Annotated in this window: 23 protein-coding genes, 1 tRNA gene and 1 riboswitch; of the genes, 8 read left to right on the top strand and 16 right to left on the bottom strand. The window is 69.6% G+C overall.

Annotated elements, in window-relative coordinates; all coding sequences use genetic code 11:
• Positions 1 to 52: 52 nt before the first annotated feature.
• Entirely contained in the window at positions 53 to 1,441 is a 1,389-nt protein-coding gene (locus KUM44_RS00415) for a cystathionine beta-synthase (protein ID WP_217205315.1), read from the bottom strand.
• Between the two features lie 159 nt (positions 1,442 to 1,600).
• Here KUM44_RS00415 and KUM44_RS00410 point away from each other — a divergent pair, with 159 nt between their 5' ends.
• From KUM44_RS00410 to KUM44_RS00400, 3 genes are all read left to right on the top strand, one after another.
• Entirely contained in the window at positions 1,601 to 2,626 is a 1,026-nt protein-coding gene (locus KUM44_RS00410) for an SGNH/GDSL hydrolase family protein (protein ID WP_217205314.1), read from the top strand.
• 351 nt (positions 2,627 to 2,977) lie between these two features.
• On the top strand, positions 2,978 to 4,198 hold the full coding sequence (locus tag KUM44_RS00405; RefSeq protein WP_217205311.1) for an acetyl-CoA C-acetyltransferase: 1,221 nt from the start codon (positions 2,978 to 2,980) through the stop codon (positions 4,196 to 4,198).
• 296 nt (positions 4,199 to 4,494) lie between these two features.
• Positions 4,495 to 5,277, top strand: a complete 783-nt coding sequence (locus KUM44_RS00400) for a hypothetical protein (protein ID WP_217205368.1) — start codon at positions 4,495 to 4,497, stop codon at positions 5,275 to 5,277.
• A 93-nt stretch (positions 5,278 to 5,370) separates the two neighbouring features.
• Here the strand turns inward: KUM44_RS00400 and KUM44_RS00395 are convergent, their stop codons facing one another.
• A complete protein-coding gene (locus tag KUM44_RS00395) occupies positions 5,371 to 5,682 on the bottom strand; it encodes a hypothetical protein (protein WP_217205309.1) in 312 nt (103 codons plus the stop codon).
• A gap of 94 nt (positions 5,683 to 5,776) precedes the next feature.
• Here KUM44_RS00395 and KUM44_RS00390 point away from each other — a divergent pair, with 94 nt between their 5' ends.
• Positions 5,777 to 6,007: a DUF4287 domain-containing protein gene (locus KUM44_RS00390; protein WP_030049879.1), complete on the top strand. Its 231-nt coding sequence runs from the start codon at positions 5,777 to 5,779 to the stop codon at positions 6,005 to 6,007.
• 73 nt (positions 6,008 to 6,080) lie between these two features.
• Here the strand turns inward: KUM44_RS00390 and KUM44_RS00385 are convergent, their stop codons facing one another.
• From KUM44_RS00385 to KUM44_RS00375, 3 genes are all read right to left on the bottom strand, one after another.
• Entirely contained in the window at positions 6,081 to 6,977 is an 897-nt protein-coding gene (locus KUM44_RS00385; RefSeq protein WP_217205307.1) for a Bax inhibitor-1/YccA family protein, read from the bottom strand.
• Between the two features lie 217 nt (positions 6,978 to 7,194).
• Positions 7,195 to 8,370: a 4-hydroxybenzoate 3-monooxygenase gene (locus KUM44_RS00380; protein WP_217205306.1), complete on the bottom strand. Its 1,176-nt coding sequence runs from the start codon at positions 8,368 to 8,370 to the stop codon at positions 7,195 to 7,197.
• Positions 8,371 to 8,497: 127 nt separating this feature from the next.
• A tRNA-Leu gene (locus KUM44_RS00375) sits at positions 8,498 to 8,581 on the bottom strand.
• 392 nt (positions 8,582 to 8,973) lie between these two features.
• Between KUM44_RS00375 and KUM44_RS00370 the strand changes: the two genes are divergently transcribed.
• Entirely contained in the window at positions 8,974 to 9,744 is a 771-nt protein-coding gene (locus KUM44_RS00370; RefSeq protein WP_217205305.1) for an ABC transporter ATP-binding protein, read from the top strand.
• Entirely contained in the window at positions 9,744 to 12,278 is a 2,535-nt protein-coding gene (locus KUM44_RS00365) for an ABC transporter permease (protein ID WP_217205304.1), read from the top strand. Before KUM44_RS00370 ends, KUM44_RS00365 begins: the two co-directional genes overlap by 1 nt.
• A gap of 52 nt (positions 12,279 to 12,330) precedes the next feature.
• Here the strand turns inward: KUM44_RS00365 and KUM44_RS00360 are convergent, their stop codons facing one another.
• Positions 12,331 to 13,629: a cyclopropane-fatty-acyl-phospholipid synthase family protein gene (locus tag KUM44_RS00360; protein WP_217205302.1), complete on the bottom strand. Its 1,299-nt coding sequence runs from the start codon at positions 13,627 to 13,629 to the stop codon at positions 12,331 to 12,333.
• 263 nt (positions 13,630 to 13,892) lie between these two features.
• Between KUM44_RS00360 and KUM44_RS00355 the strand changes: the two genes are divergently transcribed.
• Entirely contained in the window at positions 13,893 to 14,495 is a 603-nt protein-coding gene (locus KUM44_RS00355; protein WP_217205300.1) for a hypothetical protein, read from the top strand.
• Between the two features lie 96 nt (positions 14,496 to 14,591).
• Here KUM44_RS00355 and KUM44_RS00350 read toward each other — a convergent pair whose 3' ends face one another.
• Positions 14,592 to 15,980, bottom strand: coding sequence for an NAD(P)/FAD-dependent oxidoreductase (locus tag KUM44_RS00350; protein ID WP_217205297.1), 1,389 nt, complete (start codon positions 15,978 to 15,980; stop codon positions 14,592 to 14,594).
• A gap of 561 nt (positions 15,981 to 16,541) precedes the next feature.
• Here KUM44_RS00350 and KUM44_RS00345 point away from each other — a divergent pair.
• The gene (locus tag KUM44_RS00345; RefSeq protein WP_217205296.1) at positions 16,542 to 16,814 is read left to right on the top strand and encodes a hypothetical protein; all 273 of its coding nucleotides are present in this window, start codon (positions 16,542 to 16,544) and stop codon (positions 16,812 to 16,814) included.
• A gap of 77 nt (positions 16,815 to 16,891) precedes the next feature.
• Here the strand turns inward: KUM44_RS00345 and KUM44_RS00340 are convergent, their stop codons facing one another.
• The 9 genes from KUM44_RS00340 to KUM44_RS00300 form a co-directional block, all read right to left on the bottom strand.
• Positions 16,892 to 17,863 carry a Ppx/GppA phosphatase family protein gene (locus KUM44_RS00340; protein WP_217205295.1) on the bottom strand — a complete coding sequence of 324 codons (972 nt, stop codon included), beginning with the start codon at positions 17,861 to 17,863 and terminating at the stop codon, positions 16,892 to 16,894.
• A gap of 147 nt (positions 17,864 to 18,010) precedes the next feature.
• Entirely contained in the window at positions 18,011 to 18,529 is a 519-nt protein-coding gene (locus tag KUM44_RS00335) for a DUF501 domain-containing protein (RefSeq protein ID WP_217205293.1), read from the bottom strand.
• Between the two features lie 30 nt (positions 18,530 to 18,559).
• The gene (locus tag KUM44_RS00330) at positions 18,560 to 19,039 is read right to left on the bottom strand and encodes a septum formation initiator family protein (protein WP_217205291.1); all 480 of its coding nucleotides are present in this window, start codon (positions 19,037 to 19,039) and stop codon (positions 18,560 to 18,562) included.
• Between the two features lie 125 nt (positions 19,040 to 19,164).
• Entirely contained in the window at positions 19,165 to 20,451 is a 1,287-nt protein-coding gene (eno, locus tag KUM44_RS00325; RefSeq protein WP_217205289.1) for a phosphopyruvate hydratase, read from the bottom strand.
• Between the two features lie 315 nt (positions 20,452 to 20,766).
• Complete coding sequence (locus tag KUM44_RS00320; RefSeq protein WP_217205287.1) at positions 20,767 to 21,444, bottom strand: transglycosylase family protein; 678 nt, start codon at positions 21,442 to 21,444, stop codon at positions 20,767 to 20,769.
• A gap of 4 nt (positions 21,445 to 21,448) precedes the next feature.
• Positions 21,449 to 21,648, bottom strand: a riboswitch (cyclic di-AMP (ydaO/yuaA leader).
• Positions 21,649 to 21,857: 209 nt separating this feature from the next.
• Complete coding sequence (locus tag KUM44_RS00315; RefSeq protein WP_217205286.1) at positions 21,858 to 22,940, bottom strand: transglycosylase family protein; 1,083 nt, start codon at positions 22,938 to 22,940, stop codon at positions 21,858 to 21,860.
• Positions 22,941 to 23,107: 167 nt separating this feature from the next.
• Entirely contained in the window at positions 23,108 to 24,628 is a 1,521-nt protein-coding gene (locus KUM44_RS00310) for a cytochrome P450 (RefSeq protein ID WP_308402437.1), read from the bottom strand.
• Positions 24,625 to 25,620 (bottom strand): nucleoside triphosphate pyrophosphohydrolase, encoded by a 996-nt coding sequence (locus KUM44_RS00305; RefSeq protein ID WP_217205284.1) that lies wholly within the window; start codon positions 25,618 to 25,620, stop codon positions 24,625 to 24,627. The genes KUM44_RS00310 and KUM44_RS00305 overlap by 4 nt, the downstream gene beginning before the upstream one ends.
• Before the next feature lie 122 nt (positions 25,621 to 25,742).
• Positions 25,743 to 26,378: a SurA N-terminal domain-containing protein gene (locus KUM44_RS00300; RefSeq protein WP_217205282.1), complete on the bottom strand. Its 636-nt coding sequence runs from the start codon at positions 26,376 to 26,378 to the stop codon at positions 25,743 to 25,745.
• Positions 26,379 to 26,527 lie beyond the last annotated feature (149 nt).

The raw sequence follows: 26,527 nt of genomic DNA, 5'->3' as shown, positions 1-26,527 counted from the left end.
CCGGTCACCGCAAGTTCGCCGCGGACACGCCCCGTTCACCACAGCTTTGCCGCTACTTCCCGCCCTTGGCGAGGAAGGCCAGCAGGTCCTGCCGGCTGACCACACCGGTCGGCTTGCCCTCGACGAGGACGATCGCCGCGTCCGCCGTGCCCAGCACGGACATCAGGTCACCGACCGGCTCACCGGAGCCGACCTGCGGCAGCGGGGCCGACATGTGCTTCTCCAGCGGGTCGTCGAGCGAGGCCCGCTTGGTGAACAGCGCGTCGAGCAGCTCGCGTTCGACGACCGACCCGACGACCTCCGCCGCCATGACGTCCGGGTGACCGGCGCCCGGCTTCACGATCGGCATCTGCGAGACGCCGTACTCGCGCAGCACCTCGATGGCCTGACCGACCGTCTCGTCGGGGTGCATGTGGACGAGGGACGGGATGGCGCCGTGCTCCTTGTCGTTGAGGACGTCGCCGACGCGCGCGTTCGGGCCCTCGTCCTCCAGGAAGCCGTAGTCGGCCATCCACTCGTCGTTGAAGATCTTGCTGAGGTAGCCACGCCCGCTGTCCGGGAGCAGTACGACGACGACGTCGTCCGGCCCGAGCCGCTCGGCGACCTCCAGAGCGGCCACGACGGCCATGCCGCAGGAGCCACCCACCAACAGGCCCTCCTCCTTGGCCAGGCGGCGGGTCATCTGGAAGGAGTCCTTGTCGGACACGGCGACGATCTCGTCGGCGACGGTCCGGTCGTAGGCGGTCGGCCAGAAGTCCTCACCGACACCCTCGACGAGATACGGCCGCCCGGACCCGCCGGAGTACACGGAGCCCTCGGGGTCGGCGCCGACGACCTGCACCTTGCCGTCGCTGACGTCCTTCAGATAGCGCCCGGTACCGGAAATGGTCCCGCCCGTCCCGACACCCGCGACAAAGTGGGTGATCTTCCCCTCCGTCTGCTCCCACAGCTCCGGGCCGGTGGAGTGGTAGTGGGAGAGCGGGTTGTTCGGGTTGGAGTACTGGTCCGGCTTCCACGCGCCGGGCGTCTCGCGCACGAGCCGGTCGGAGACGTTGTAGTAGGAGTCCGGGTGCTCGGGGTCGACGGCGGTCGGGCAGACGACGACCTCGGCGCCGTAGGCCCGCAGCACGTTGATCTTGTCGGTGCTGACCTTGTCGGGGCACACGAAGATGCACTTGTACCCCTTCTGCTGGGCCACGATGGCAAGCCCGACACCGGTGTTACCGCTGGTCGGCTCCACGATCGTGCCACCGGGCTTGAGCGCGCCGCTCTCCTCCGCGGCCTCGATCATGCGCAGGGCGATGCGGTCCTTCACGGAGCCGCCCGGGTTGAAGTACTCCACCTTGGCCAGGACGGTCGCCCGGATGCCCTTGGTCACGTTGTTGAGCCTCACCAGCGGGGTGTTGCCGACGAGGCTGATCATCGAGTAGTGGAAATGCACCGTTGTCTCCGGATGCTGCAAAAGAAGTGGTCTTAGTGGTTCCGCCAGCCTATGGCCTGCACGGGGCCCATGACGGTCGTTCACTCCTCGTTGGGATTGGGCCACGGTCCGTGCGGGGCAAGCAGTGGATGTACGGCTACGAGGAGGTGGCGGCGACGCATGACGAGCATGTCGAGGGCGAGGGTGGCCCGACGGATCGCGGCGGGCGCCGCGTACGGCGGCGGTGGCATCGGTCTGGCCGGGGCGGCGGCCGTCGGTCTGCTCCTCGCCGAGGTGCGGCTGGCCCGGCGCCATGTGGGAAACGGCAGCAGCAACCACGTACCGAACGCGGACGGCCGGTACGGCCGTCTGTACGCGAACCCCGGCGAGCCGCCGCTGCGCCTGACGCTGCTGGGTGACTCGACGGCGGCGGGCCAGGGCGTGCACCGGGCGGGGCAGACGCCGGGGGCACTGCTCGCCTCGGGCCTGGCGGCGGTTGCGGAACGCCAGGTGGAGTTCCGCAACGTGGCCCTGCCGGGCGCCCGCTCGGACGACCTGGACCGTCAGGTGGCCCTGGTCCTCGCGGATCCCGCGACGGCGCCCGACGTCTGCGTGATCATGATCGGCGCGAACGACGTCACGAACCGCATGCCGCCCACGCGCTCGGTCCGCCATCTGTCCTCGGCGGTACGCCGCCTGCGCACCGCCGGCGCGGAGGTGGTGGTCGGCACCTGCCCCGACCTGGGCACGATCGAGCCGGTCCAGCAACCGCTCCGCTGGCTCGCCCGACGTGCCTCCCGCCAGCTGGCGGCCGCCCAGACCATCGGCGCCGTCGAACAGGGCGGCCGCACGGTGTCGCTGGGTGACCTGCTGGGTCCGGAGTTCGCGGCGAACCCCCGCGAGCTCTTCGGCCCCGACAACTACCACCCCTCCGCGGAGGGGTATGCCACGGCCGCGATGGCCGTCCTCCCGACGGTCTGCGCGGCACTCGGTCTCTGGCCGGCCGAGGAGGAGCGCCCCGACGTCACCCGCCGCGAGGGCTTCCTGCCGGTGGCCCGTGCCGCGGCCGAGGCCGCGTCGGAGGCGGGCACGGAGGTCACGGCGGCGATGCCGACCGGCCCGAAGGGCCCCTGGGCCCTGCTGAAGCGCCGGCGCCGCCGCCGCGTCCCGGAACCGGACCGCACGCCGGCGACTCCGTCCCCCTGAACCACGGGAGGTGTCTCGCCCCCGCCGCCCCTACCCGTCCCATCCCTGGGGGCTGCGCCCCCAGACCCCCGCTGCCGGCCCTCCGGGCCTCGTCCTCAAACGCCGGACGGGCTGGAATTCAGCCCCTCCGGCGTTTGAGGAGCGGGGTCTGGGGCGGAGCCCCAGAAGGATGGGACGGGTAGGGGCGGCGGGGGCGAGGAAAGCAAGCGCTTAGAAAATTGCGGCCAGGGTCACACCGCCGCGCCCGTGACCTCGCCCGTACGTACGGGTAACTTCCCTCACAGCCCTGCCCGACCCACCGGTATGCCCTCAACGCGGCGCCGCGCGCCGCACCTTTTGACTGGAGCCGTGATGCCCGAAGCCGTGATCGTCTCGACCGCCCGCTCCCCCATCGGCCGCGCCTTCAAGGGCTCCCTGAAAGACCTGCGCCCCGACGACCTCACCGCCACGATCATCCAGGCGGCCCTCGCCAAGGTCCCCGAGCTGGACCCGCGCGACATCGACGACCTGATGCTCGGCTGCGGCCTCCCCGGCGGCGAGCAGGGCAACAACCTCGGCCGCATCGTCGCCGTGCAGATGGGGATGGACCACCTCCCGGGCTGCACCATCACCCGGTACTGCTCCTCCTCCCTCCAGACGAGCCGCATGGCCCTGCACGCCATCAAGGCCGGCGAGGGCGACGTCTTCATCTCGGCCGGCGTGGAGCTGGTCTCCAGCTACGCCAAGGGCAACTCCGACAGCATCCCGGACACCCACAACCCGTTCTTCGCCGAGGCCGAGGCCCGCACCGCCGCCGTCGCCCAGCAGGAGGGCACGACCTGGCACGACCCGCGCGAGGACGGCCTCGTGCCGGACGCCTACATCGCGATGGGCCAGACGGCCGAGAACCTCGCCCGTCTCAAGGGCATCACCCGCCAGGACATGGACGAGTTCGGCGTCCGTTCGCAGAACCTCGCCGAGGAAGCCATCAAGAACGGCTTCTGGGAGCGCGAGATCACCCCGGTCACGACCCCCGACGGCACGGTCGTCGCCAAGGACGACGGCCCCCGCCCGGGCGTCACCCTGGAGGGCGTCCAGGGCCTCAAGCCGGTCTTCCGCCCGGACGGCCTGGTCACCGCCGGCAACTGCTGCCCCCTGAACGACGGTGCGGCGGCCCTCGTCATCATGTCGGACACGAAGGCCCGCGAGCTCGGCCTCACCCCGCTCGCCCGCATCGTCTCGACCGGCGTCTCCGGCCTCTCCCCCGAGATCATGGGCCTCGGCCCGGTGGAGGCCTCCCAGCAGGCCCTGCGCCGCGCCGGCCTGACGATCGACGACATCGACCTGGTCGAGATCAACGAGGCGTTCGCCGCCCAGGTGATCCCCTCCTACCGTGAGCTGGGCATCGACATCGACAAGCTGAACGTCAACGGCGGCGCCATCGCCGTCGGCCACCCCTTCGGCATGACGGGCGCCCGCATCACCACCACGCTCATCAACTCCCTCCAGCACCACGACAAGCAGTTCGGTCTGGAGACGATGTGCGTCGGCGGCGGCCAGGGCATGGCGATGGTCATCGAGCGCCTCAGCTGAAGCCGCTCGACACAGGCCCCTGAGTAGTCAACTCACGACCCAGCGTGAGCATTCGGCCCGGAACCCGGGAACCCCCTTGGTTCTGGGCCGTTTTGTGATCCAATCTCCCCCAGGATGTGACCTATCTCCCTCTGCGGAGGGATTTACGCAGCTCAGAGCCGTTGCACCACCAAACTCCAGGCCCAAAATCCTGTCCGTTTCGTGACGTTACGCACTGACAGCTGGATAGTCCGCCCTTCAAGCTGATGTAGGAAGTCGGGGGTCGACTTTGAACCGGGAGTACGTCAGTGAGCGCCATGCCGATCGCCTTGCTGCTCACCACGGCCGCCACCGGCGCCGTGGGCGTCGCCGTCCTGCGCACCCTCATGGTGCTGCGCCGACAGGTCGCGGCCCTGCACACCGAGCTGGCACAGAACAACGCCGCCGCGGCCCGGGGCCTGGTCCCGCAGGCCCGGCCCTCCGCAGAGGCCGATGAGATACGCGCCGCGGTCGCCGAGGCCCTCGCCGAGGAACGCGAGCGGGAGCTGGCCGAGGCCCGCGCCTTCTGGGCCGCCCAGGAGTCCCGTGACGGCTCCGACGCGCCCACCCTGCTGGGCCTGTCCGACAGCGAGCTGTTCCTGCCCCGCCAGGCCGATTTCGCGGGCCTCGAGCATCTGGAGCCGGTGACCGAGCCGACCGCGGACGCCGACGAGTTCGCCGGGGACTCCCCGGAACTGGCCGCGGCCCGCCGCCGCCACCCCTCCCACCCGGACTTCGTCCCGGCCTCGTCACCGGCGGTGAACGACCACGAGCGCACGGTGGCCACCCTGGAGGACCTGGCCGCCTCCGCCACCGAACTGACCGACGTCCGCCCCGGCCCGCTCGGCACCCTCGACGTCTACGTCTTCGCCGACGGCACCACCCTGTGCATGACCCCGGGCCACCGCGAAACGGCGGAACGCCTGGCGACGGCCCTGCGCGCGGGCGAGACCCCGGTACTGCTGGGCGGTTCGGGAATCTCGGGCGCGTACACCCTGACCTTCGCGTGCGGCGAGGAGAACGTCTACATCCTGGCCGACCGGGTCATAGCGAGCCTGTAGTTCGTCGGTTCCAGGAGCCGAGGACTGAGACGCCCTCAGGGGCGCGGGGAACTGCGCGACCAGCCACACACAACGGTCAGTCGCCAACACACCTCAGACTCCCGCCCTCTTCTGCGCCTCCTCAACCAACCGCACCGCTTCGGAGACCTGGTCGTCACTCTCAAGAACCACCGCCAAGTCATGCACGGCAACGGTGATCTGATCAGCCGCGGCAAACATCCCCGCATCAGGCATCACGCGAGGATCAACCCCGGGCGCCTCCACAGCCTGGGCCCACGCAGCCAACCTCCTGGCCAGCGCCAGCGCCTCCGCGGCAGCGCCCCGCTGCAAGCGAGACTGCGGTGCCGCCCGCAACCGGTCGGCGAAGTGATCTACGGCTTGGGTCAGACGCGTCGTATCCACCACGCCGTGAGCGTACGCGACTGTTGCCAACGGGCGAACGCTCAGGCACGGTGACCTGAAGGACCGGCTTACATCCCCTTTGCGTCCGGAGGCGCCGATGTCCCACGTCCTCTCCGAGGAGACCCACCGCAACATGCTCGCCCGCATCCCCCACTGCACCGGTCGTGAAGTCTCCGACTGGCTGCGCACCGTAGAAGAAGGCCCGGCCCTCGTCCGCTTCGAGGAGAAGGTCAGCTGGCTGCGCCACGAATACGACCTCGCGTACGGCCACGCGAAGGCGATCGTCCACGAGTACGACCTGAGGAGGGCGGCGCGCAAGTTCCTCTAGACGTGGACTCGCGCACAGACGACGAAGGGCCCCGGGACGAACCCGGGGCCCTTCGCTGCACAACCGTCGGAGACTAGTCGCTGCTGTTGAGGATCGAGATGAGCCTCAGGAACTCCATGTAGATCCACACCAGCGTCATGGTGAGGCCGAAGGCCGCGAGCCAGGCCTCCTCGCGCGGCGCGCCGTAGGCGAGACCGTCCTCGACCTGCTTGAAGTCCAGGGCGAGGAAGCAGGCGCCGAGCAGGATGCCGACGACGCCGAAGACGATGCCGAGCGGGCCGCTGCGGAAGCCGAGGCCGTCACCGCCGCCGAAGACGGCGAACAGCAGGTTGACCGCCATCAGCAGGATGAAGCCGAGCGCGGCCGCCATCACGAAGCCGACGAAGCGGCGGTTGACGCGGATCCAGCCCGCCTTGTACGCCACCAGCACCGAGGCGAAGACGGCCATCGTGCCGAGCACCGCCTGCATGGCCGCGCCGCTGGCGATGTGCTCGTCGACCACGCTGGAGACGACGCCGAGGAAGACACCCTCGAGCGCGGCGTAGGACAGGATCAGCGCGGGCGAGGCCTTGCGCTTGAAGGACTGCACGAGCGCCAGCACCATGCCGACCAGACCGGCGCCGATGGCGATGCCGTAGGACCGGTTGATGTTCTCGGCGTCGACCGGCAGCAGGAACCACGCGAGCGCGGCCGTGACGATCAGGGTGCCGAGCGTGGTGGCGGTGCGCAGGATGACGTCGTCCATCGTCATCCGGCCGGTGGTGGCCGGGGCCTGCGGCGGTGCGCCGTACTGAAGGTCCTGCTGGGCGTAAGGGTTCTGCGCATACGGGTTGCCGGCCTGCGGCTGGGCGTACGGGTTGCCCTGCGTGCCGACAGCGGCGCCCCCGGCCTGCGGCGCGGTGTTGAAGCCCGCGTAGCCGTTGTCGCGGCTGAACCCCCGTCGCGAGAAGACCGGGTTGCTGCTCCTCATTTCACTCCTCCATGGTCGACGTACGCGACCTTGGCTCAAGAGTAATAGGTAGGCAAAGGATTGACCCTAGTGCTTGGGGAGGATCTTTCCCTTGTCGTGCTGCGCAACACGCTACGCGGCCGGGTGATTCCCAGCCACGGAGGGGCTCATTCATGACCAACCTGGAACGTGGCCGGAACCGGTCGGAGATCACACCCTTACGCCACGCCTACGGTCGTCACCCGAACGGGAACCCGGTGTACCCCTCGGCGAGGTCCGTCTCGGCCGCCCTCGACGACGCGAGCCGCTCCAGGCGCGCCAGCTGGAGGCGGTCCTCGAAGGGCGTGGCGTCGGGGGCGCGGTGCAGCAGTGTCGTCATGTCGTAGGAGAACCGCTCGGCCTGCCAGACCCGGCGCAGACAGGTCGCGGAGTAGGCGTCGAGGAGTTCCGCCGAGCCGGTCTCCCTTTCGTGCGTCAGTGCCCGCGCGAAGGTGACGACGTCCCCGACGGCCAGATTCAGCCCCTTGGCGCCCGTCGGCGGCACGATGTGTGCCGCGTCACCGGCCAGGAAGAGGCGGCCGTGGCGCATGGGTTCGTGGACGTAGGACCGCATGGGCGTGACCGACTTCTGGGTGATGGGGCCGCGCTCCAGGCGCCAGTCGTCGGCGGTCTCGAAGCGGCGTTCCAGCTCCGCCCAGATCTCGTCGTCGCTCCACGCCTCGGCGTCCGTGCCCTCGGGCACCTGGAGGTAGAGGCGGGAGACGGACGGGGAGCGCATGGAGAGGAGGGCGAAGCCGCGGTCGTGGCGGGCGTAGACCAACTCGTCGTGCGAGGGGGCGACGTCGGCGAGGATGCCGAGCCAGCCGAAGGGGTACGTCCGCTCGAAGACCCGGGTGAGTTCGGCGGGGATCGCCTTGCGGGCCACGCCCCAGAAGCCGTCGCAGCCGACGACGTACTCGCACTCCAGGACGTCCTCGACGCCCTCGTGCCGGAAGCGCACGCGCGGGCCGGCGGTGTCCGCGTCCTCGACGGCCAGTGCCTCCGCCTCGAACAGCAGCGGGCCGCCGTCCTCGAGCTGGAGGGCGATGAGGTCCTTGCAGACCTCGGTCTGGGCGTAGACCATCACGGACCGGCCGTCGGCGAGGGCGGGGAAGTCGACGCGGTGGCGCTTCCTGTCGAAGCGGAGCTCGATGCCGTCGTGCCGCAGGCCCTCGCGGTCCATCCGCTCGCTCGCGCCGGCCGTGCGCAGCACGTCCACCGTGCCCTGCTCCAGGATTCCGGCGCGCTGGCGGTGCTCGACGTAGGCGCGGTCGCGGCTCTCCAGGACGACCGAGTCGATGCCGGCGTTGTGGAGCAGACGGGCGAGGAGGAGGCCGGCGGGGCCCGCTCCGATGATGCCGACGGTCGTACGCATCGGTCGCTTCCCTTCCTGTTCGTCTGGTGAAATTTTATTCACCACTTCCTGACGTGAGTCTCCGATCGCGCACGCCCGCTGTCAACGGTCGTGCGTGAACTCTTGAAGGGAGGATGAACGTCGGAAGTGCCCAGAGCCGGACTTGAACCGGCACGCCCGCGAAGGGGCAGCGAGGTTTAAGCTCGCCGTGTCTGCATTCCACCATCTGGGCAGGCCATGGGCTCCGCATCGAGGTTCCGAGCCTATCGGGATGCATCCCCCGAACAGCGGACGGGCGGACCGATGTTGTCTTATTTTATTGATGTCTGAGGGTGCATCAGCCCACGGAACGCGCCATCCGCACTTGCCAATAGCCTTACGCGCGGCCATTGGCGGCGCATGCGGAATGACGGAATTTCACCGTCCGAACAAGGACGCTCCACCTGTTCCGGACGCGAACACCCGTCAGGGTCCCCGTCATCCTCAGGTATGACGCAGCGGTGCTCCGTCCATCCGCAGTCTGCCTTCGGAACCAGAACAGCGACTGACTACACGGCGCTCTTCGGCCAGGACGATGGATGACGTCCCTTCGCACACACCGTCGTCCCTCAGGAGCGCCTTCTCGTGACCACCGCATCCATCGCCGGCCGGGCCACCACCGTGGCCGCGCGTGCCACGGATCTGTCGAAGATCTACGGACAGGGCGAGACCCAGGTGGTCGCCCTGGACCGGGTCACCGTCGAGTTCCGGCAGGCCGAGTTCACCGCGATCATGGGCCCCTCCGGCTCCGGCAAGTCCACGCTGATGCACTGCGTGGCCGGGCTGGACACCTTCTCCTCCGGTTCGGTGCGCATCGGCGACACCGAGCTCGGCTCCCTGAAGGACAAGCAGCTCACCAAGTTGCGCCGGGACAAGATCGGCTTCATCTTCCAGGCGTTCAACCTGCTGCCGACGCTGACCGCGCTGGAGAACATCACCCTCCCGATGGACATCGCGGGCCGTAAGCCCGACAAGCAGTGGGTGGATTCGGTCATCCGGATGGTGGGCCTGGCCGATCGCCTCAGCCACCGCCCCGCCCAGCTCTCCGGCGGCCAGCAGCAGCGCGTCGCCGTGGCCCGCGCGCTCGCCTCCAAGCCCGAGATCATCTTCGGTGACGAGCCGACCGGAAACCTCGACTCGCGCTCCGGCGCCGAGGTGCTGGGCTTCCTGCGCAACTCCGTACGGGAGATGGGGCAGACGGTGGTGATGGTGACCCACGACCCGGTCGCCGCGGCGTACGCGGACCGGGTGGTGTTCCTCGCGGACGGCCGCATCGTCGACGAGATGTACAAGCCCACCGCGGACAACGTCCTCGACTTCATGAAGCAGTTCGACGCGAAGGGCCGCACCAGCTGATGTTCCGCACCGCCCTGCGCAACGTACTCGCGCACAAGGCCCGGCTGTTGATGACCGTGCTCGCCGTGATGCTCGGCGTCGCGTTCGTCTCCGGCACCCTGGTCTTCGCCGACACCCTGTCCAACGCCTTCCGCAACCAGTCGGCGAAGAGCTACGACGACGTCGCCGTCGCCGTCACCTCGCACGCCGACCCGGACAACCCCAAGGAAGAGCCCGGTCTCTCCCGCAAGACCCTCGACAAGATCTCCGCGGTGGACGGCGTCGACGCCGCGTACGGCCGTGTCGACGGCTTCGCCGGGGTCGCCGACCCCGACGGGAAGCTGATCGGCGTCGGCTGGTCCAACAAGGGCGCCAACTTCGCCCCCGGCAAGGACGGCAAGGACCCCGCCTACACGTTCACCGACGGCTCGGGCCCGGTGAAGGACGATCAGATCGCCCTGGACAAGGAGTCCGCGGCCAAGGGCGAGTACCAGGTCGGCGACCGGGTCCGAGTCGCCACGAACGGGCCGGTGAAGGAGTACACCCTCAGCGGCGTGTTCACCACCGAGGACGGTGCCGTGAACGCCGGCGGCAGCCTCGTCCTCTTCGACACCGCGGTCGCCCAGAAGCAGTACCTCAAGCCGGGCTACTTCGCGAGCGCCACCGTCACCGCCGCCCCCGGCGCGGACGACGCGAAGATCCTGGACGCGGTCAAGCCGCTGCTGCCGGACGCCGCCGAGGCGAAGACCGGCCAGGCGCTCGCGGACGAGCAGGCCGAGCAGATCGAACAGGGGATGAGCTCGCTCAAGCAGATCCTGCTCGGCTTCGCGGGCATCGCGCTCTTCGTCGGGGTCTTCCTGATCTCCAACACCTTCACGATGCTGGTCGCCCAGCGCACGAAGGAGATCGCGCTGATGCGGGCCGTCGGCGCCTCCCGCAAGCAGATCACCCGCTCGGTGCTCGCCGAGGCCGCGGTGGTGGGCCTGGTCGCCTCGGTGATCGGCTTCGTCCTCGGCGTCGGGCTCGCGGTCGGTCTGCGGTCCGGAATGGCCGCGTTCGGCATGAAGATTCCGGGCGGCCCGCTGATCGTCTCCGCCACACCGGTGATCGCCGCGATCGGCGTCGGTGTGCTGATCACCACGTTCGCCGCCTGGCTGCCCGGCCGCCGGGCCGCGAAGATCCCGCCGGTCGCGGCCATGAGCAGCGTCCACGCGGTGGCGAGCACCAAGTCGCTGGTGGTGCGCAACTCCATCGGCGCCGCCATCACCGCCCTCGGCTCGGCCGCGATCGTGCTGGGTGCCTCGTCCGGCGGCAAGAGCGGCCGGATGTACATCGCGGCGGGCGCGTTCTTCGCGCTGATCGGCGTGATCATCCTGATCCCGCTGCTGTCCCGGCCCGTGATCGCGCTCGTCCGCCCGCTGCTCGTCGGCCCCTTCGGGGTGGCCGGCAAGCTGGCCGGCCAGAACGCGGTCCGCAACCCGCGCCGCACCGGAGCCACCGCCTCGGCGCTGGCGATCGGACTGACCCTGGTGACCGGTCTGTCGGTGCTCGGCATCACCGTCGGCACGGCCATCGACAAGATGACCACGGACAACATCAAGGCCGACTACATGGTCTCGATGGCGAACGGCGGCGACCTCGACCAGTCGGCGCTGACGGCGCTGGAGAAGGCCAAGGGCGTCTCCGCGGTCTCGCCGCAGCAGAGCGTCTACTTCGAGCTCGGCGGCGACGACTTCGTGTCCGCTTCCGCCGTCACCCCGGGCGACATCGAGCAGGTCCTGAACGTCGACGTCGTCAGCGGCAGCGTCGACTCGCTCGCCAAGGGGCAGATCGCGGTCGCCGAGAAGACGGCCAAGAGCAGGGGCTGGAAGCCGGGCGACAGCCTCCCCGTCACCTTCGGCGACGAGAAGAAGGGCACACTGACCGTCGGCGCCGTCTTCAAGGACAGCGAGTTCCTCTCCCCCGTCCTTGTCGACACGAAGGTCGTGAAGCCGCACGAGACGCAGCCGTACATCCAGCAGATCTTCGTGAAGACGGACGGCGGCCAGACCTCGGCGAACGAGCAGGTCCTCGTCGACGCGCTGGGCGACAACCCCACGATCACGGTCATGGACCGGCAGGACATCCGCAACGAGTTCGGCGGCGCCATCAACACCATGCTGAACATCATGTACGGCCTGCTCGCGATGGCCCTGATCATCGCGGTGCTGGGTGTCGTCAACACCCTCGCGATGTCGGTCTTCGAACGGCAGCAGGAGATCGGCATGCTGCGGGCGATCGGTCTCGACCGGCGCCGGGTGAAGCGGATGGTCCGGCTGGAGGCCGTGGTCATCTCGGTGTTCGGCGCGGTCGTCGGCATCGGCCTAGGCTCGTTCCTCGGCTGGGCAATCGGCGAGACCATCAAGGCGGAGATCCCGGGCTACACGCTGGTTCTGCCCTGGGACCGGATCGGGATCTTCCTGGTGCTGGCCGGCCTGGTGGGTGTCCTGGCCGCACTGTGGCCGGCCCGCAACGCCGCACGCCTGAACATGCTGAACGCGATCAAGGCGGAATAGCCGTACGCGCGCGTGGGCCCCGTTCCCGGGAGGGAGCGGGGCCCTTGTGGTGTCAGCTCCAGGTACGGGACCGCAACGGCATCCCCGACTCACCGGAGTCGGGGGTCCTGATCGCCAGCACCTGGTTGACGCCGATGCGGTTGCGCTCGAAGGCGAGTGCGCAGGCGGCCATGTAAAGGCGCCAGACGCGGGCGCGCCCCGGGCCGGTGAGCTTGACCGCCCGCGCCCAGTCGGCCTCCAGGCGGTCGACCCAGCGTCGCAGGGTCAGGGCGTAGTGCTCCCGGATCGACTCGACGTCGCGCACCTCGAACCCGGCCCGCTCCAGCTGGGTGACGGTGACGCCGATGGGCTGGAGCTCGCCGTCGGGGAAGACGTAGGAGTCGATGAACTCGTCGACCTGGTACGAGGATTCGTCGCGCTGCGGCCGGCGCCCGATCTGGTGGTTCAGCAGCCGCCCGCCGGGCTTCAGCAGCCGGAACAGCACATCGGCGTACTCCAGGTACCGCTCCGCGCCCACGTGTTCGGCCATGCCGATGGAGGAGACGGCGTCGTACGGACCGTCCTCGACCTCCCGGTAGTCCTGTACGCGGATCTCGACCTTGTCGGTGAGCCCCTCGTCGGCGACCCGCTTGCGGGCGTAGGCCGCCTGCTCCTGGGAGAGGGTGACGCCGACGACGCTCACGCCGTACTCGCGGGCCGCGTGGATGGCCATCGAGCCCCAGCCGCAGCCGACGTCGAGCAGCCGCTGACCGGGCCCGAGGGCGAGCTTGCGGCAGACGAGGTCGAGTTTGTCGCGCTGGCCGGCTTCGAGGGTGCCGGCCGGGGGCGGGGCCGCCCAGTAGGCGCAGGAGTACACCATGGACGGGCCGAGGACGATCTCGTAGAAGTCGTTGCCCACGTCGTAGTGGTGGCTGATGGCGCGTCTGTCGGTGCGCTTGGTGTGCAGATGGCCGCGGGCCCGACGCACCTCCTCCGGCGGCGGCGCGGGAGGCAGCGGAAGTCCGCCGAGCCTGACGAGTCCGCGTACGGCGGCGCGCGCCTCGGGATCCCGGAGCGCCTGAGCCAGGCTGCGGGCGTCCTCCTCCCGCTCCCACACGAGCCCCGCGAGCAGGTCGAGCGCGGCGTACAGATCGCCCTCGATGTCGAGGTCCCCGGCCACCCAGGCCCGGGCCAGGCCCAGTTCACCCGGCTTGAACAGCAGCCGCCGTACGGCACGGCGGTTGCGTACGACGAGAGTCGGCGCGCCGGGCGGCCCCGACTGCGAACCGTCCCAGGCGTGGATGCGCACCGGGAGCGGAACTCCCAGCAGTTGTTCGAGAAGGCTCTTCAGCCGCACAGCGGCCTCTGCCATGGCGCACACCTCCGTGACGAGGAATCCCGGAATGTCCAACACCACGTAAACACCAGAACGCCCGGGACGCTGTCCCGCCACGGCGTCACGTTTGGGCAAATTGTCAGAGCATCCGGGCCGCGCTGTCCAGGACGCCGTCGGCATCACGATACGTGTCAAGTCCCGAGTTTCCTGTCACGAAAGCTCCGTGGCATGACGGACCCCGGACAGCGGGCCCTAATGGACACATCCCCTTTCCCTACTTCCTACGGATATGAACAGCTATGACTCGACTTTCCCGCTTCCAGCGCTTCGCCCTGCTCACCGCTTCGACCATGGTGATCACCGGAGGGGCCCTCCTGCCGGGGACCGCGTTCGCCGCCCCGGCGCCGCACGCCCCGAGCGTCCCCAAGGCGGACGCACGATGGGTGGAGACCAAGGATGCCCACAGCGGCGTCACCGCCCGGCTTCCCGCAAAATCCACGGCCGAGAACGTGCCTGGTGGTCATACGTACCTAGCGGAGACCGACTCCGGAATCGCCCAGTTCTCGGTCGTCAACTCATCCGGTGCCGGTCAGAACGATCTCAACCTCGCCCTCAAGGGCTACCTGTCCGGCTACAACGAGCCCGCGCGGTCCTCCGACGAGAAGGTCCGGAGCACCAACGTCAGTACGGGCACCACGGCTGACGGCCATCGCACGCTCCATGCGGACATCACTGCCCCTGACGGCACCCTCGGCCGGGTCGGCTTCATCGACGGGGGCGATTACGTGGTCCAGATCGCGACGATCGGCAGCGACACACAGCCGGACACCGTGCGGGCGGACTACAAGCAGCTCCTCGACAGCGTCCAGCTGCCCGCCGACCAGCCCGAGCGGGCTCTCTGACCGCCCAAAGCCCTCGGAGCGCACACACGCCGAAGGGGCCGCCCGCACCACGGATGGCGGGCGGCCCCTTCGGGGTGGTGATGAGAGGCCCGAGGGTCAGGAGGCCTTGGCCTTCTCGCCCTTCTCGGCCTTGCTCGCGGCAGCGACCGGGGCCGGCTTCGCGGCCTCGTAGAACTCCTCGCGCGGGTGCTCCATCGCGCCGAGGGAGACGACCTCGCGCTTGAGGAACATGCCGAGGGTCCAGTCGGCGAAGACGCGGACCTTGCGGTTCCAGGTCGGCATCGCCAGGCCGTGGTAGCCACGGTGCATGTACCAGGCGAGACGGCCCTTGAGCTTGACCTTCATCTTGCCCATGACGATCATCGCGACGCCCTTGTGGAGGCCGAGACCGGCCACCGCGCCCTTGTTGGCGTGCTCGTAGTCCTTCTGCGGGAAGCCCCGCATACCGGAGATCACGTTGTCGCCGAGGACGCGGGCCTGACGCAGCGCGTGCTGGGCGTTCGGCGGGCACCAGGCGTTCTCGTTGCCCGCCTTGCGGCCGACGAGGTCCGGGACCTGGGCGTTGTCGCCGGCGGCCCAGATGTAGTCGGTGCCCTTGACCTGGAGGCTCGGCTCGCAGTCGACGTGACCGCGGGGGCCGAGGGGCAGGCCGAAGCGGGCGAGGGCCGGGTTCGGCTTGACGCCGGCCGTCCAGACGATCGTGTTGGAGTCGACCTCGAGGCCGTTCTTCAGCACGACGTGGCCGTCGACGCAGGAGTCCATCGAGGTGGAGAGGTAGACCTCGACGCCACGGGCCTCCAGGTGCTCCTTGCCGTACTGGCCGAGCTTGGGGCCGACCTCGGGGAGGATCTTGTCGGCGGCGTCGACGAGGATGAAGCGCATGTCCTCACGGGACACGCTGGTGTAGTACTTGGCCGCGTCGCGGGCCATGTCCTCGACCTCGCCGATGGTCTCCGCGCCCGCGAAGCCACCGCCGACGAAGACGAAGGTGAGCGCCTTGCGGCGGATCTCCTCGTCGGTCGTGGAGTCGGCCTTGTCGAGCTGCTCGAGGACGTGGTTGCGCAGGCCGATGGCCTCCTCGATGCCCTTCATGCCGATGCCCTGCTCGGCGAGGCCGGGGATCGGGAAGGTGCGGGAGACCGCGCCCATCGCGATGACCAGGTAGTCGAAGGGCAGCTCGTACGCCTCGCCGACCAGCGGGGCGATCGTGGCGACCTTGCGGTCCTGATCGATGGTGGTGACCCGGCCGGTGAGGACCTCCGCCTTGGGCAGCACGCGTCGCAGCGGGACGACGACGTGGCGCGGGGAGATGCTGCCGGCGGCGGCTTCGGGGAGGAAGGGCTGGTAGGTCATGTACGACCGGGGGTCGACGACCGTGACGGTCGCCTCGCCGTAGCGCATCTTCTTGAGGATGCGCCGAGCTGCGTACAGGCCTACGTACCCACCGCCTACTACGAGGATCCTGGGACGCTCCGTGGTGCTCATGCCATCGAGTATCCACCCGCCTCAAGGGGGTCGCTCGTGCGCCCCTTCACAAGCTCTTGCAGGCCCTGTGCTACACTCCCCGGCCCGCGTGACACAGGTCATGGTCACGATCGGGAACCCGGAGGCGTTACGCCCCGTTGTCAATGCCGCGTGAGCTGCCTCTCTGGCTCTCGGAGCCCTCGGTGAGCAACCCGGAGCACCGCCCGGAGAGGCCCTCCCGGACCTTCCTTACACCGGCCATCTGAACATGTTCAAGGCCCTGTTCACCCCTCGGAAGGGTCAACCGGCGGCTGTCCGTGCTTCTCCAGGACCCAATTCCTTGTGAAGAACTTCACGAACTTTCTCGACCGGGCATCTCCAGGGGGTCCCCGAGGGGCCCGAACACCCCCTCAGGAGCGCTCATACGCTAACCGACCTGCTCAGTCGGCGACTACCAAGCAGTAGCAAACGAGACCCGAACCACCCCGCCGACGCGACCCCGGTCACCATTCCCCGCATGGCCGTCACTCGGTCGGCCACGCTCCGCGCGAAATTGATCAGACAGGCACATAACGTGCAGCCATGATCACCTCACAGAAGGCCCTCCAGCGGGCCACCTCGCGAATAGTCACGGTCGGCGCTGCTCTGGGCATCGCTCTCGCGTTGGGGACGGCGAGCGCCGCATCCGCCGCGGCAGCGACGTCCGCATCGCACGTCGCCGCAAGGGCCGCGGACAGCCACCACCACGGCCACCACCACGGCCACCACTACGGTCACCACGGCCACTACGGCCACCACGGCCACCACGGTGACGACGGAGGGTGCAGTGGCGTCCTCGTCCTCCTCTGCAACTGACGGACAAGCCCGCACGGGCTGACACAACGGCCCCGGTTCCTCCGCGAGGGACCGGGGCCGTTCCGTGTCAGGGCAGGTCAGTTGCTGCGTTTACCTTCTGCGGCGTCTTCCGCCACCTTGAAGGCGATGCCGTCGAGGATGTCGTGCTCGCTGACGACGACCTCCTCGGCGCCGATACGTTCCATGATGGCGAGCAGGACCAGGGCACCCGCGGCGATGACGTCAACTCGGCCCGGATGCATGGAGGGTACGGTCGCGCGCTGGGCGTGGGTGGAGTGCAGGAGCCAGTCGGTGATCTCGCGGACCCGGTCGTGGGTGATCCGGGAGTGGTGGATGCGGGCCGAGTCGTACTCGGGCAGGTCCTGCGCGATGGCCGACACCGTGGTCACCGAACCGGCGAGCCCCACCAGCGTCCTCGCCTCGCGCAGCGGCACCGTCTCCTCGGCGAGGTCGAGCGCGGCCTCGATGTCGGCCCGCATCGCCGCGATCTGTTCCTCGGCGGGCGGGTCGGAGACGACGCCGTCGCGGACCAGGTGACGCTCGGTCATCCGTACGCAGCCGACGTCCACGGAACGCGCCGCGCGGACGTGCTCCTCGCCGACGACGAACTCGGTCGACCCGCCGCCGATGTCCACGACGAGGTAGGGCCGGTGCAGGTCCTCGCGGCCCACCAGCTCCTTCGTCGCGCCCGTGAAGGAGAACTCGGCCTCCTGGTCGCCGGTGACGACCTCGGGCTCGACACCCAGGATGTCCATGACCCCGCGGACGAACTCGTCCCGGTTCTCGGCGTCCCGGGAGGCGGAGGTGGCGACGAAGCGGAGCCGCTCGGCGCCGTGCTCCTTGATGACGGCCGCGTAGTCCCGGCAGGCCGCGAAGGTGCGCTCCAGGGCCTCGGGGGCGAGCCGGCCCGTACGGTCGACGCCCTGGCCGAGCCGCACGATCGTCATACGGCGGTCCAGGTCGACGAGTTCGCCGGTGGCCGGGTCGACGTCAGCCACCAGGAGCCGGATGGAGTTCGTACCGCAGTCGATGGCGGCGACGCGGGTCATGGGGTGCCCTTCCGATGTGCGGGACATTTCATCTCAGCCCGTCCGGTCATTTCAGCCCGTCCGGTCATTTCAGCCCGCCCGGCGTTTGAGGACGGAGCCGCAGGCCGACGGGGGTCCAGGGGGCACAGCCCCCTGGCGGGGGCGAGATCACTCGGCGGGAAGGACGCAGGGCCCCTTGGCCCACCACTCGGGCAGCATCGCGATCGCCTCGTCCCCCAGCGGGTTCACCCCGGGCCCGGCCGCGAGCGAGTGCGCGACCAGGACGTGCAGACACTTCACCCGGTCCGGCATGCCGCCCGCGCTCGGGAAGCCCCGCAGCTCCTCGATCTCGTCGCGGCGCCGGATGTAGTCCTCGTGCGCTGCCCGGTAGGCCGCGGCCAGCTCCGGGTCGCTCTCCAGCCGTGCCGTCATGTCCTTCATCACGCCGTTCGCCTCCAGCGTGCCGATCGCCGACGACGCCTTCGGACACGTCAGGTAGTACAGCGTCGGGAAGGGCGTGCCGTCGGGCAGCCGGGGGGCCGTCTCGACGACGTCCGGCTGCCCGCAGGGGCACCGGTGCGCGATCGCGCGCAGGCCGCGCGGGGGACGCCCGAGCTGCTGCTTGAAGGCCTCGACGTCCGCGTCGGTGGGCTCGGTGCGGGGGGTGGGCGGCGGGGGCGTTTGCATGCCTGTCTTTCTATCGGTTTCTCGCTGGGCTCAGTGGTCGGCGGCGGCATCCGCCTTGTCGACCCCGGCCCAGATGTTCGTGTACCAGGGGCGGTCGGCCGCGCGCCGGCCGGTCCGCGCCTGCTTGGCGGCGTCCGGGTCGACCACGATGTAACCGGTCTCCCCGGGCAGCACATAGTGCAGCCGCAGCCGGATCTGCTGCTCGGCGTACGCGTCGTCCTGCCAGCGTGCCTTGAGGTCGCGCAGCTGCTCGACGCGCTGGGCGGCCTCCTCCTTCTGCCGCTGCATGTCGGCGATCTCGGCGCGCTGGGAGACGTACTGCCTTATGGGGTAGGCCATCGCCACGACCATGGAGCAGAGGACCAGCGCGAGCAGCGCGGCGCGTCCGGTGAGCCTGGAGCGCCGGGCCTGCCGCTTGGTCTGGGAGCGGTAGACACGGGCCGCGGTCTGCTCGCCGAGCAACCGGATCCTGGTCGCGGTGGAGAACCGGTCCCGGTCCTTGACGGCCATGTCCCGCCTCCCGTTTCACACGCGTACGTCCCCGCACACGGTACGGGACCGAGTACGGGGACGTACGTACGACTGGCTAAGGCTCACCCCAGGTGGGGGTCAGCCGACCAGCCCGACCAGCCTGCTCAGCCCTTGAAGCGCGGGAACGCGCTGCGGCCGGCGTACACCGCGGCGTCGTCGAGGATCTCCTCGATGCGCAGCAGCTGGTTGTACTTGGCGACGCGGTCCGAGCGGGCCGGGGCGCCGGTCTTGATCTGGCCGCAGTTCACGGCGACGGCGAGGTCGGCGATGGTGACGTCCTCGGTCTCGCCGGAGCGGTGGGACATCATGCACTTGAAGCCGTTGCGCTGGGCCATCTCGACGGCGTCCAGGGTCTCGGTCAGCGAGCCGATCTGGTTGACCTTGACGAGCAGGGCGTTGGCGGCGCCCTCGTCGATGCCGCGGGCCAGGCGCTCCGGGTTGGTGACGAAGAGGTCGTCGCCGACGATCTGGACCTTGTCGCCCAGCTTCTCGGTGATGATCTTCCAGCCGTCCCAGTCGTCCTCGTACAGCGGGTCCTCGATGGAGACCAGCGGGTACGCGGAGACGAGCTCCTCGTAGTACTCGGTCATCTCGGCGGCCGAGCGGGACTTGCCCTCGAACTCGTAACTGCCGTCCTTGTAGAACTCGGACGCGGCGACGTCGAGCGCGAGCGCGATCTGCTCGCCGGGGACGTAACCGGCCTGCTTGATGGCCTCGACGATGAGGTCGAGGGCGGCGCGGTTGGACTCCAGGTTCGGGGCGAAGCCGCCCTCGTCGCCCAGGCCGGTGGACAGGCCCTTGGTCTTCAGCACCTTCTTGAGGGTGTGGTAGACCTCGGCGCCCCAGCGCAGGGCCTCGGAGAAGGACTCCGCGCCGATCGGGGCGATCATGAACTCCTGGATGTCCACGTTGGAGTCGGCGTGCGAGCCGCCGTTCAGGATGTTCATCATCGGCACCGGCAGCAGGTGCGCGTTCGGGCCGCCCAGGTAGCGGAACAGCGGCAGGTCGCTGGCCTCGGAGGCGGCGTGGGCGACGGCGAGGGAGACGCCGAGGATGGCGTTGGCGCCGAGGGAGCCCTTGTTGTCGGTGGCGTCCAGGTCGAACATGGCCTGGTCGATCAGGCGCTGCTCGGTGGCGTCGTAGCCGACGAGCTCCGGGCCGATCTGCTCGATGACGGCGAGGACGGCCTTCTCCACGCCCTTGCCGAGGTAGCGGTTCGAGTCGCCGTCGCGGAGCTCGATGGCCTCGAAGGCGCCGGTGGAGGCGCCGGACGGGACGGCGGCACGACCCGTGCTGCCGTCGTCGAGGCCGACCTCGACCTCGACCGTGGGATTGCCTCGGGAGTCCAGGATTTCCCGGGCTACGACGACGTCGATGGACGGCACGAGCATCTCCTTCTTGGGATGTGACGCGGGTACGCAGACCGCGGTGGGTACTGCGAGACGAGCCTAACCGGCTCCGGGCGTTCGGCCAGCGGTCGACCGCCCCGTGGGACAGAACCGAGAGTAAATTGTTTCCGAACGGAACAAAGACGTCAACGCAAAAGGGCCGACGGGGAGAGCCCGGCACAAGAAACCCCGCCCCGGTGCGTACGGGGGAAGACGCACCGAGGCGGGGAGTTCGTGGGGACGGGGGTGACCCTCACGAGGCCTTCACGAAGAGGTCCACGGATGTGAAGGCACCGTGGTTCAGCGGTAGCGCCCGTATTACTTCAGGTGCAGCTGCTGACCCGGGTAGATCAGGTCGGCGTCCTCGACGATGTCCTTGTTCAGCTGGAACAGCTTCTCCCAGCCGCCCTTGACCTTCTTCGCCTCGGCGATCGAGCTGAGGGTGTCGCCCTTGACGACCTTGTACTCGCCGTCGCCCTTCTTGACCTTCTTGCCGGTCGGGGTGGTGACGGTCTTGGCCGACTTCTTCTCGGCGGCCGGGCGCTCGGCGGAGCGGGAGGCCGGCTGCTCCTCGGTGGCGCGCGGGGTGGTCTCGGTGCTCTCCGCGGAGCCGGAGTACGCGGCGCTCGACAGGCCGGTGCCGCAGTGCGGCCAGGCACCCTTGCCCTGGCTGGCGAGGACCTTCTCGGCGATCTCGATCTGCTGGCTCTTGCTGGCCTGGTCGGCGGTGGAGGCGTACGCCGTGCCGCCGTACGCGGCCCAGGTGGAGGCGGCGAACTGAAGGCCGCCGTAGTAGCCGTTGCCGGTGTTGATCGACCAGTTGCCGCCGGACTCGCACTGGGCGACGGCGTCCCACTCGGAGGCGGTGGCGGCGGAGGCGCTGCCGGCCGCCATCAGCGGGGCGGCGACGGCGGCGGCGCCGGTGACGCCGACGACGGCTATGGCGCGAGCGGCCTTGGACGGACGACGGTGCTTGCCCTTGCTGGAAAACAGCATGGAGAGATCCCCTCACCGACGCCTGCGAGGTGAGCTGTCGGGTTCGGGCCGGTTGAGTTGCCCGGCCGCGCACGCTCGCCTCTCGGCTGCTGCTGCGCGACTTCACCCCAAGCCGGCTCCGGCCGTGCGGCCCCGAAGGGCCTCAACTGCCGGACCCGGCGCAAACCTTGGGTCCCCCGCTCCTGCCTACGGCGCTTGACGCGACGACTGTTCCCGGACGGCCGCCGGCAGGATTCGGCGTGACGGCTGTCGGGGCTCGCACTGGTGGCGAGCGGTCATGACCGTAGACACGCGATTCCGGGAATTACAAAGACGATCAGGGCTTCTGAGATCTATCTCTCACTGCATCCAAAACGGACATTAAGGTGCGAATAGTGACGCGAACTGCCGCTGTTTTTCGCCCCGTTCGGGCGCTATTCGCCGGGGACGTCCAGGGCCTGACCGGCGAAGATGTGGTTCGCGTCAGGACCGATGGCGTCCTTGTTCGCGGCGTACAGCGCACGCCACCCGCCGTCGAGGTCAAGGGAGTCGGCGATGGAGGCGAGAGTGTCGCCGGGGCGGACGCTGTACGAGGCGTGGCGCCCGGAGGACTTGGCGGTCTCGGCGGCACCGCCGTCGGCCTCGCTCTCGTCGGCACTGGGACCGCGATGCCGCCCGGAGCCGGCGGTTTCGGCGTCGATCGCTCCGGTGTCGACGAGGCTCCAGGAGCCCACGTCCTGCACCACATTGTCCCGATTGTCGCCGCCGACCGTCTCCACGGGGGAGCTGTCTGGCGACTGTGAGGCCTTCGCGTCAGGGGACGCTTCGGACTTCGCGGAATCCTCGGACTTGGAGGGCGAAGGGGATGAGGACGACGAAGAGGGCGAAGGGGGTGAGTCCTGGGAGGATTCGGACGAATCGCCCGAGGGCCCACTCGGCGCACCGGAGGGGTCGTCGGTCTGGTTCGACGACCCGGACGGGTCCGGTGACCCCGACGACTCGGATGAGTTCGATGAGTCAGACGAGCCGGATGAATCAGACGAATTGGGCGAGTTGAGCGAATCAAGCAAACCGGATGAGCCGGACACCTCGGAGGGGGAGTCCTCCTCCACTCCGGTGTCGAGGTCGAGCGCCCCGGACTCCTTGGTGAGTCCGTTGAGCACCGCACAGGTGCCCCAAGGGCTGGTTCCCCGGTCCGCGAGGAGGTCCTGGGCCACGGCTATCTGCTGGGAACGGCTCGCCAGGTCGGGGCTGGCGGCATAGTCGAGGCCGCCGTACTTCTCCCAGTCGCCCTGGGTCAGTCGCAGTCCGCCGTAGCGGCCGGCACTCTCGTCGGCGGCGCTCCAGGAACCGCCGCTCTCGCATTCGGCCACCTTGTCCCACACGGTGCCGTCGGCGGCACTCGCGCTCGCGGCACCGAGCAGCGGGATGGCGATGGCGGACCCGGTCACTCCGGCCGCGACGAGGATGGCCGGGGCCTGACGGGGGCGACGGTGACGACCGTTCCCGGAGAGCATGCGGGGACCTTTCGCGAGACAGCGGTGGCCGCGGCGCGTTAAACCTGGGCGCCGTCGTTGATGCGTGAACGTATAGGCAGACGATCACTTGTCACAAGTTAATGCCGCGCAGATCACGTGAAGATCACAGACTTGAGCGCGTGTCACGTTCCCCGAGGGGGACAGACTCACCCAACTGGGGTGAACTCCACCGGAAGCGTACGCAGTCCGCGCATGATGAGTCCGCCCCGCCATCTCAACTCGCCCGGATCCACGGCGAGTCGGAGATCCGGGAGGCGGGTGAGCAGCGTGCCGAGGGCGGTCTGGCCCTCCAGGCGGGCGAGCGGGGCGCCGAGGCAGTAGTGGATGCCATGGCCGTAGCCGAGGTGCTGGTTGTCGCGGCGGGAGAGGTCGAGGACGTCGGGGTCGGCGAACCGCTCCGGGTCCCGGTCGGCGGCGGCCAGGACGACGAGGACCGGATCGCCGGGTGCGATGCGCTGTCCGCCGAGGGTGAGCGGCTCGGTGGCGAAGCGCCAGGTGGCGAGTTCCACGGGGCCGTCGTAGCGGAGGAGCTCCTCCACGCCGGTTTCGAGAAGCCCGGTCTCCTTGGCGGCCAACGCCGTTTGCAGGCGGGCGCGTTGCTCGGGGTGGGTGAGCAGGGCGTAGGTGCCGTTGCCGATGAGGTTGACGGTTGTCTCGAAGCCGGCGAACAGCAGGATGAAGGCCATGGCCGCGGCCTCGTTCTCGGTGAGGTGCTCACCGTGGTCGGAGGCGCGGATGAGACCGGAGATGAGGTCCTCGCCGGGGGTGGGGGTGTCGGGGAGCGCCTCGCGCTTGCGGTGGATGAGCTCGGCGAGATAGCCCCGCATCTTCTTCACGGACCGGGCGACCCCGCCCCTGGGGCCACCCTGATGCCGGATCATCATGCCCGCCCAGTCACGGAAGTCGTCCTGGTCCTCGCGGGGAACGCCGAGCAGGTCGCAGATGGCGTAGATGGGGAGCGGGAAGGCGAACTCGTGGATCAGATCGGCGCTTCCCTCGGTGGCGAACCGGCCGATGAGCTGGTCGGTGAGCTCCTGCACCCGGGGCGCGAACTCGGCGACCCTGCGGGGCGTGAAGGCCTTGGAGACGAGCCTGCGCAGCCTGGTGTGGTCCGGCGGGTCGATGTTGAGCAGATGCGTCATCAGCTCTGCCTTGCGCTCCCCCGGGATACCGGTCTTGCCCTTGGCGTGCGCGGGCTCGTCGTGATGAGCCGGGTTCTTGGAGAGCCGGTTGTCGGCGAGCGTCTGCTTGGCATCGGCGTAGCGCGTGACCAGCCAGGCCTCCACCCCGCTGGGGAGCCGGGTCTTGTGCACGGGAGCGTGCTCGCGCAGCCAGGCGTAGGCGGGGTAGGGGTCGGTGGCGAACTCCCAGGTGAAGAGGTCGGGGGGTGCGGGGGTGCCGCCGGCGGGGGTGGTGGCGGTGGGTGGGGGGCCGGTGTGGGTGTTCTCGGTGACCGGCGTGCCCGCGGCCGCGTCGCCGGCAAGCGGGTTGCCCGCGGCCGCGTCGCCGGTGGAGGCGTCCCCGGTAGGCGAGGTGGCCGCCGTCGAGTCGGCAGTAGAGGCGCTCCCGGTAGGCGGGGGGGCCGCCGTCGAGTCGGCAGTAGAGGCGCTCCCAGTAGGCGGGGTGCCCGCGGCCGCGTCGCCGGTGGGGCTGGGCTGGTCTGTCACTCCTTGACCGTATCCGGCGGTGTCAGACCCTCGGCGGCCCGTACGGCATCCCGGTATGCGCGGGCTGCGACGCGTAGGGCCGCCTCCGGGTCCACCCCGGCGGCCTCCGCGCGGACTGCCAGTGCGAGCAGCTCGTAGCCGAGGCCCTCGCCGGTGGGCAGGGGTACTTCCAGGCCCGCCGTTCTGACCCGGGACGCCAGCTTTGCCGCGAGGGCCAGGCCCGGCTGGCCGAGGGGGATGCCCTCCGTCACCGACTCGCGCCGCTTCTCCACGGCCTTAGTGCGCAGCCAGTGCTCCTTGACCTCCTCGGGGGTGGTCGCCGTCTCGTCGCCGAAGACATGCGGGTGGCGGTGGATGAGCTTGGTGACGATGCCGCCGGCCACGTCGTCGATGGAGAAGGGGGCCTCCGCGTCCTCCTCCGCGATACGGGCGTGGAAGACGACCTGCAACAGAACGTCGCCCAGTTCCTCGCGGAGCTCGTCGCGGTCACCCTCCTCGATGGCCTCGACGAGCTCGTAGGCCTCCTCGATGCCGTACTTCGCCAGGCCCTTGTGGGTCTGCTGGGAGGACCACGGGCATTCGACGCGGATCCGGTCCATGACCTGCACGAGGTCGAGGAGGCGGGCGCCCGGCAGGTCGTAGGAGGCGGGGAGCAGCTCCAGCTCGGGCATGCGCACTCGGCCGGAGCCGGCGAGACGGGCGAGGCCGTCGGTGAGAGCCGGCTCGCCTTCGCCGGTGGCCACGACCACGGCCGTGCGGCCGCCCGCGCACACGTCGATCAGCTGCTCGGCGGTCGGAGCGGCCTCGTCGACCGCTATCCCGGCCTCACGCAAATACGGCAGCTGCGGATGCGCGCCGTCCGCGCACAGCACACGGTCGGCCGCGTGCAGCGCCTGCCAGGCCGGCCAGGACAGCAGGCCGGGCGCGACGCGATGGCTGGTGGTGAGCAGGACGATGCGGCCGGGGGCGGCTTCGGGACTGGTTGCGTTCACGATCCGAACGTAACCCACGTCGCCGACAGCCCCATGAGTTATCCACAGGCAGGACGGCCACGCCCCAGCACGACGCCGTACCACTACGTCGTATCGCTACGCCGTACAGCTGTGCCGTACCGCTACGCCGTCTGCTGCGCCGCCGTCACCTCGCGCACCCACGGCGTCTTCGCGTCGGATCGCTCGTTCTTCTGGACGTTCCAGGTGCCGTAGCGCGGGTTGAGGTCGATGTCGAGCTTCTTGGACGCCTCGCTCAGGGCGTTCCAGAAGGCGGGCTTGCCGGTGTCGGTGCCGAGCGCGGTGGCGAGCTTCTGCGCCTCGAGCTGGAGGCGGAGGTTGTCGTCGAGGCGCTGCGGCGGGATGCCGTACTGCTGGAGCCAGGCCATCTCCAGCGCCTTGGCACCGCCGACCTGCCCTTCCAGGCCACTGCGCATCCGCTGGAGCTCCTTGCGGGTGACGGTCACGCCCGCGTCCTGGGCGGCGCGGTGCAGCACCTGGTCGAGAACCATGGTGTGCAGGACATCACGCGGGAGGGTGCCGGACTTGGCGATGACCTGCGCGTACTGGGCGTCGTCCGGTACGGCGGCGCGCTGTGCCGCGCGGACCTCGCTCACCCTGTTCTCCAGCTGCGCGACGGTGATCCGCTGGCCGCCGACTACGGCCGCCGCGCCGGGATGCGCATCGTTTCCGCAGGCGGTGAGCAGAGGCGCCGCGAAGATCGCGGCGGAGAGGAGGAGCGCGGTACGACGGCGGTGCAAGGAGACCTCCCGAGGAAGCTTGTGCGGCGGTGCACAAAGTCTTGCGGTGATCGATGGTAGGCAGTGGGCAAGCTCTGGCCAACCCATTCGACCAACGATTCGCCAGGAGTTCGGGCACCGAAGCACCCCCGCCCGGCCCACTCGGCCCG

Origin of the sequence: Streptomyces sp. AC550_RSS872 (genome assembly GCF_019049285.1) — a bacterium.
GTDB lineage: Bacteria > Actinomycetota > Actinomycetes > Streptomycetales > Streptomycetaceae > Streptomyces.
The sequence above is the reverse complement of the archived record's forward strand: the minus strand, read 5'-3'. Positions and strand labels throughout refer to the sequence as shown.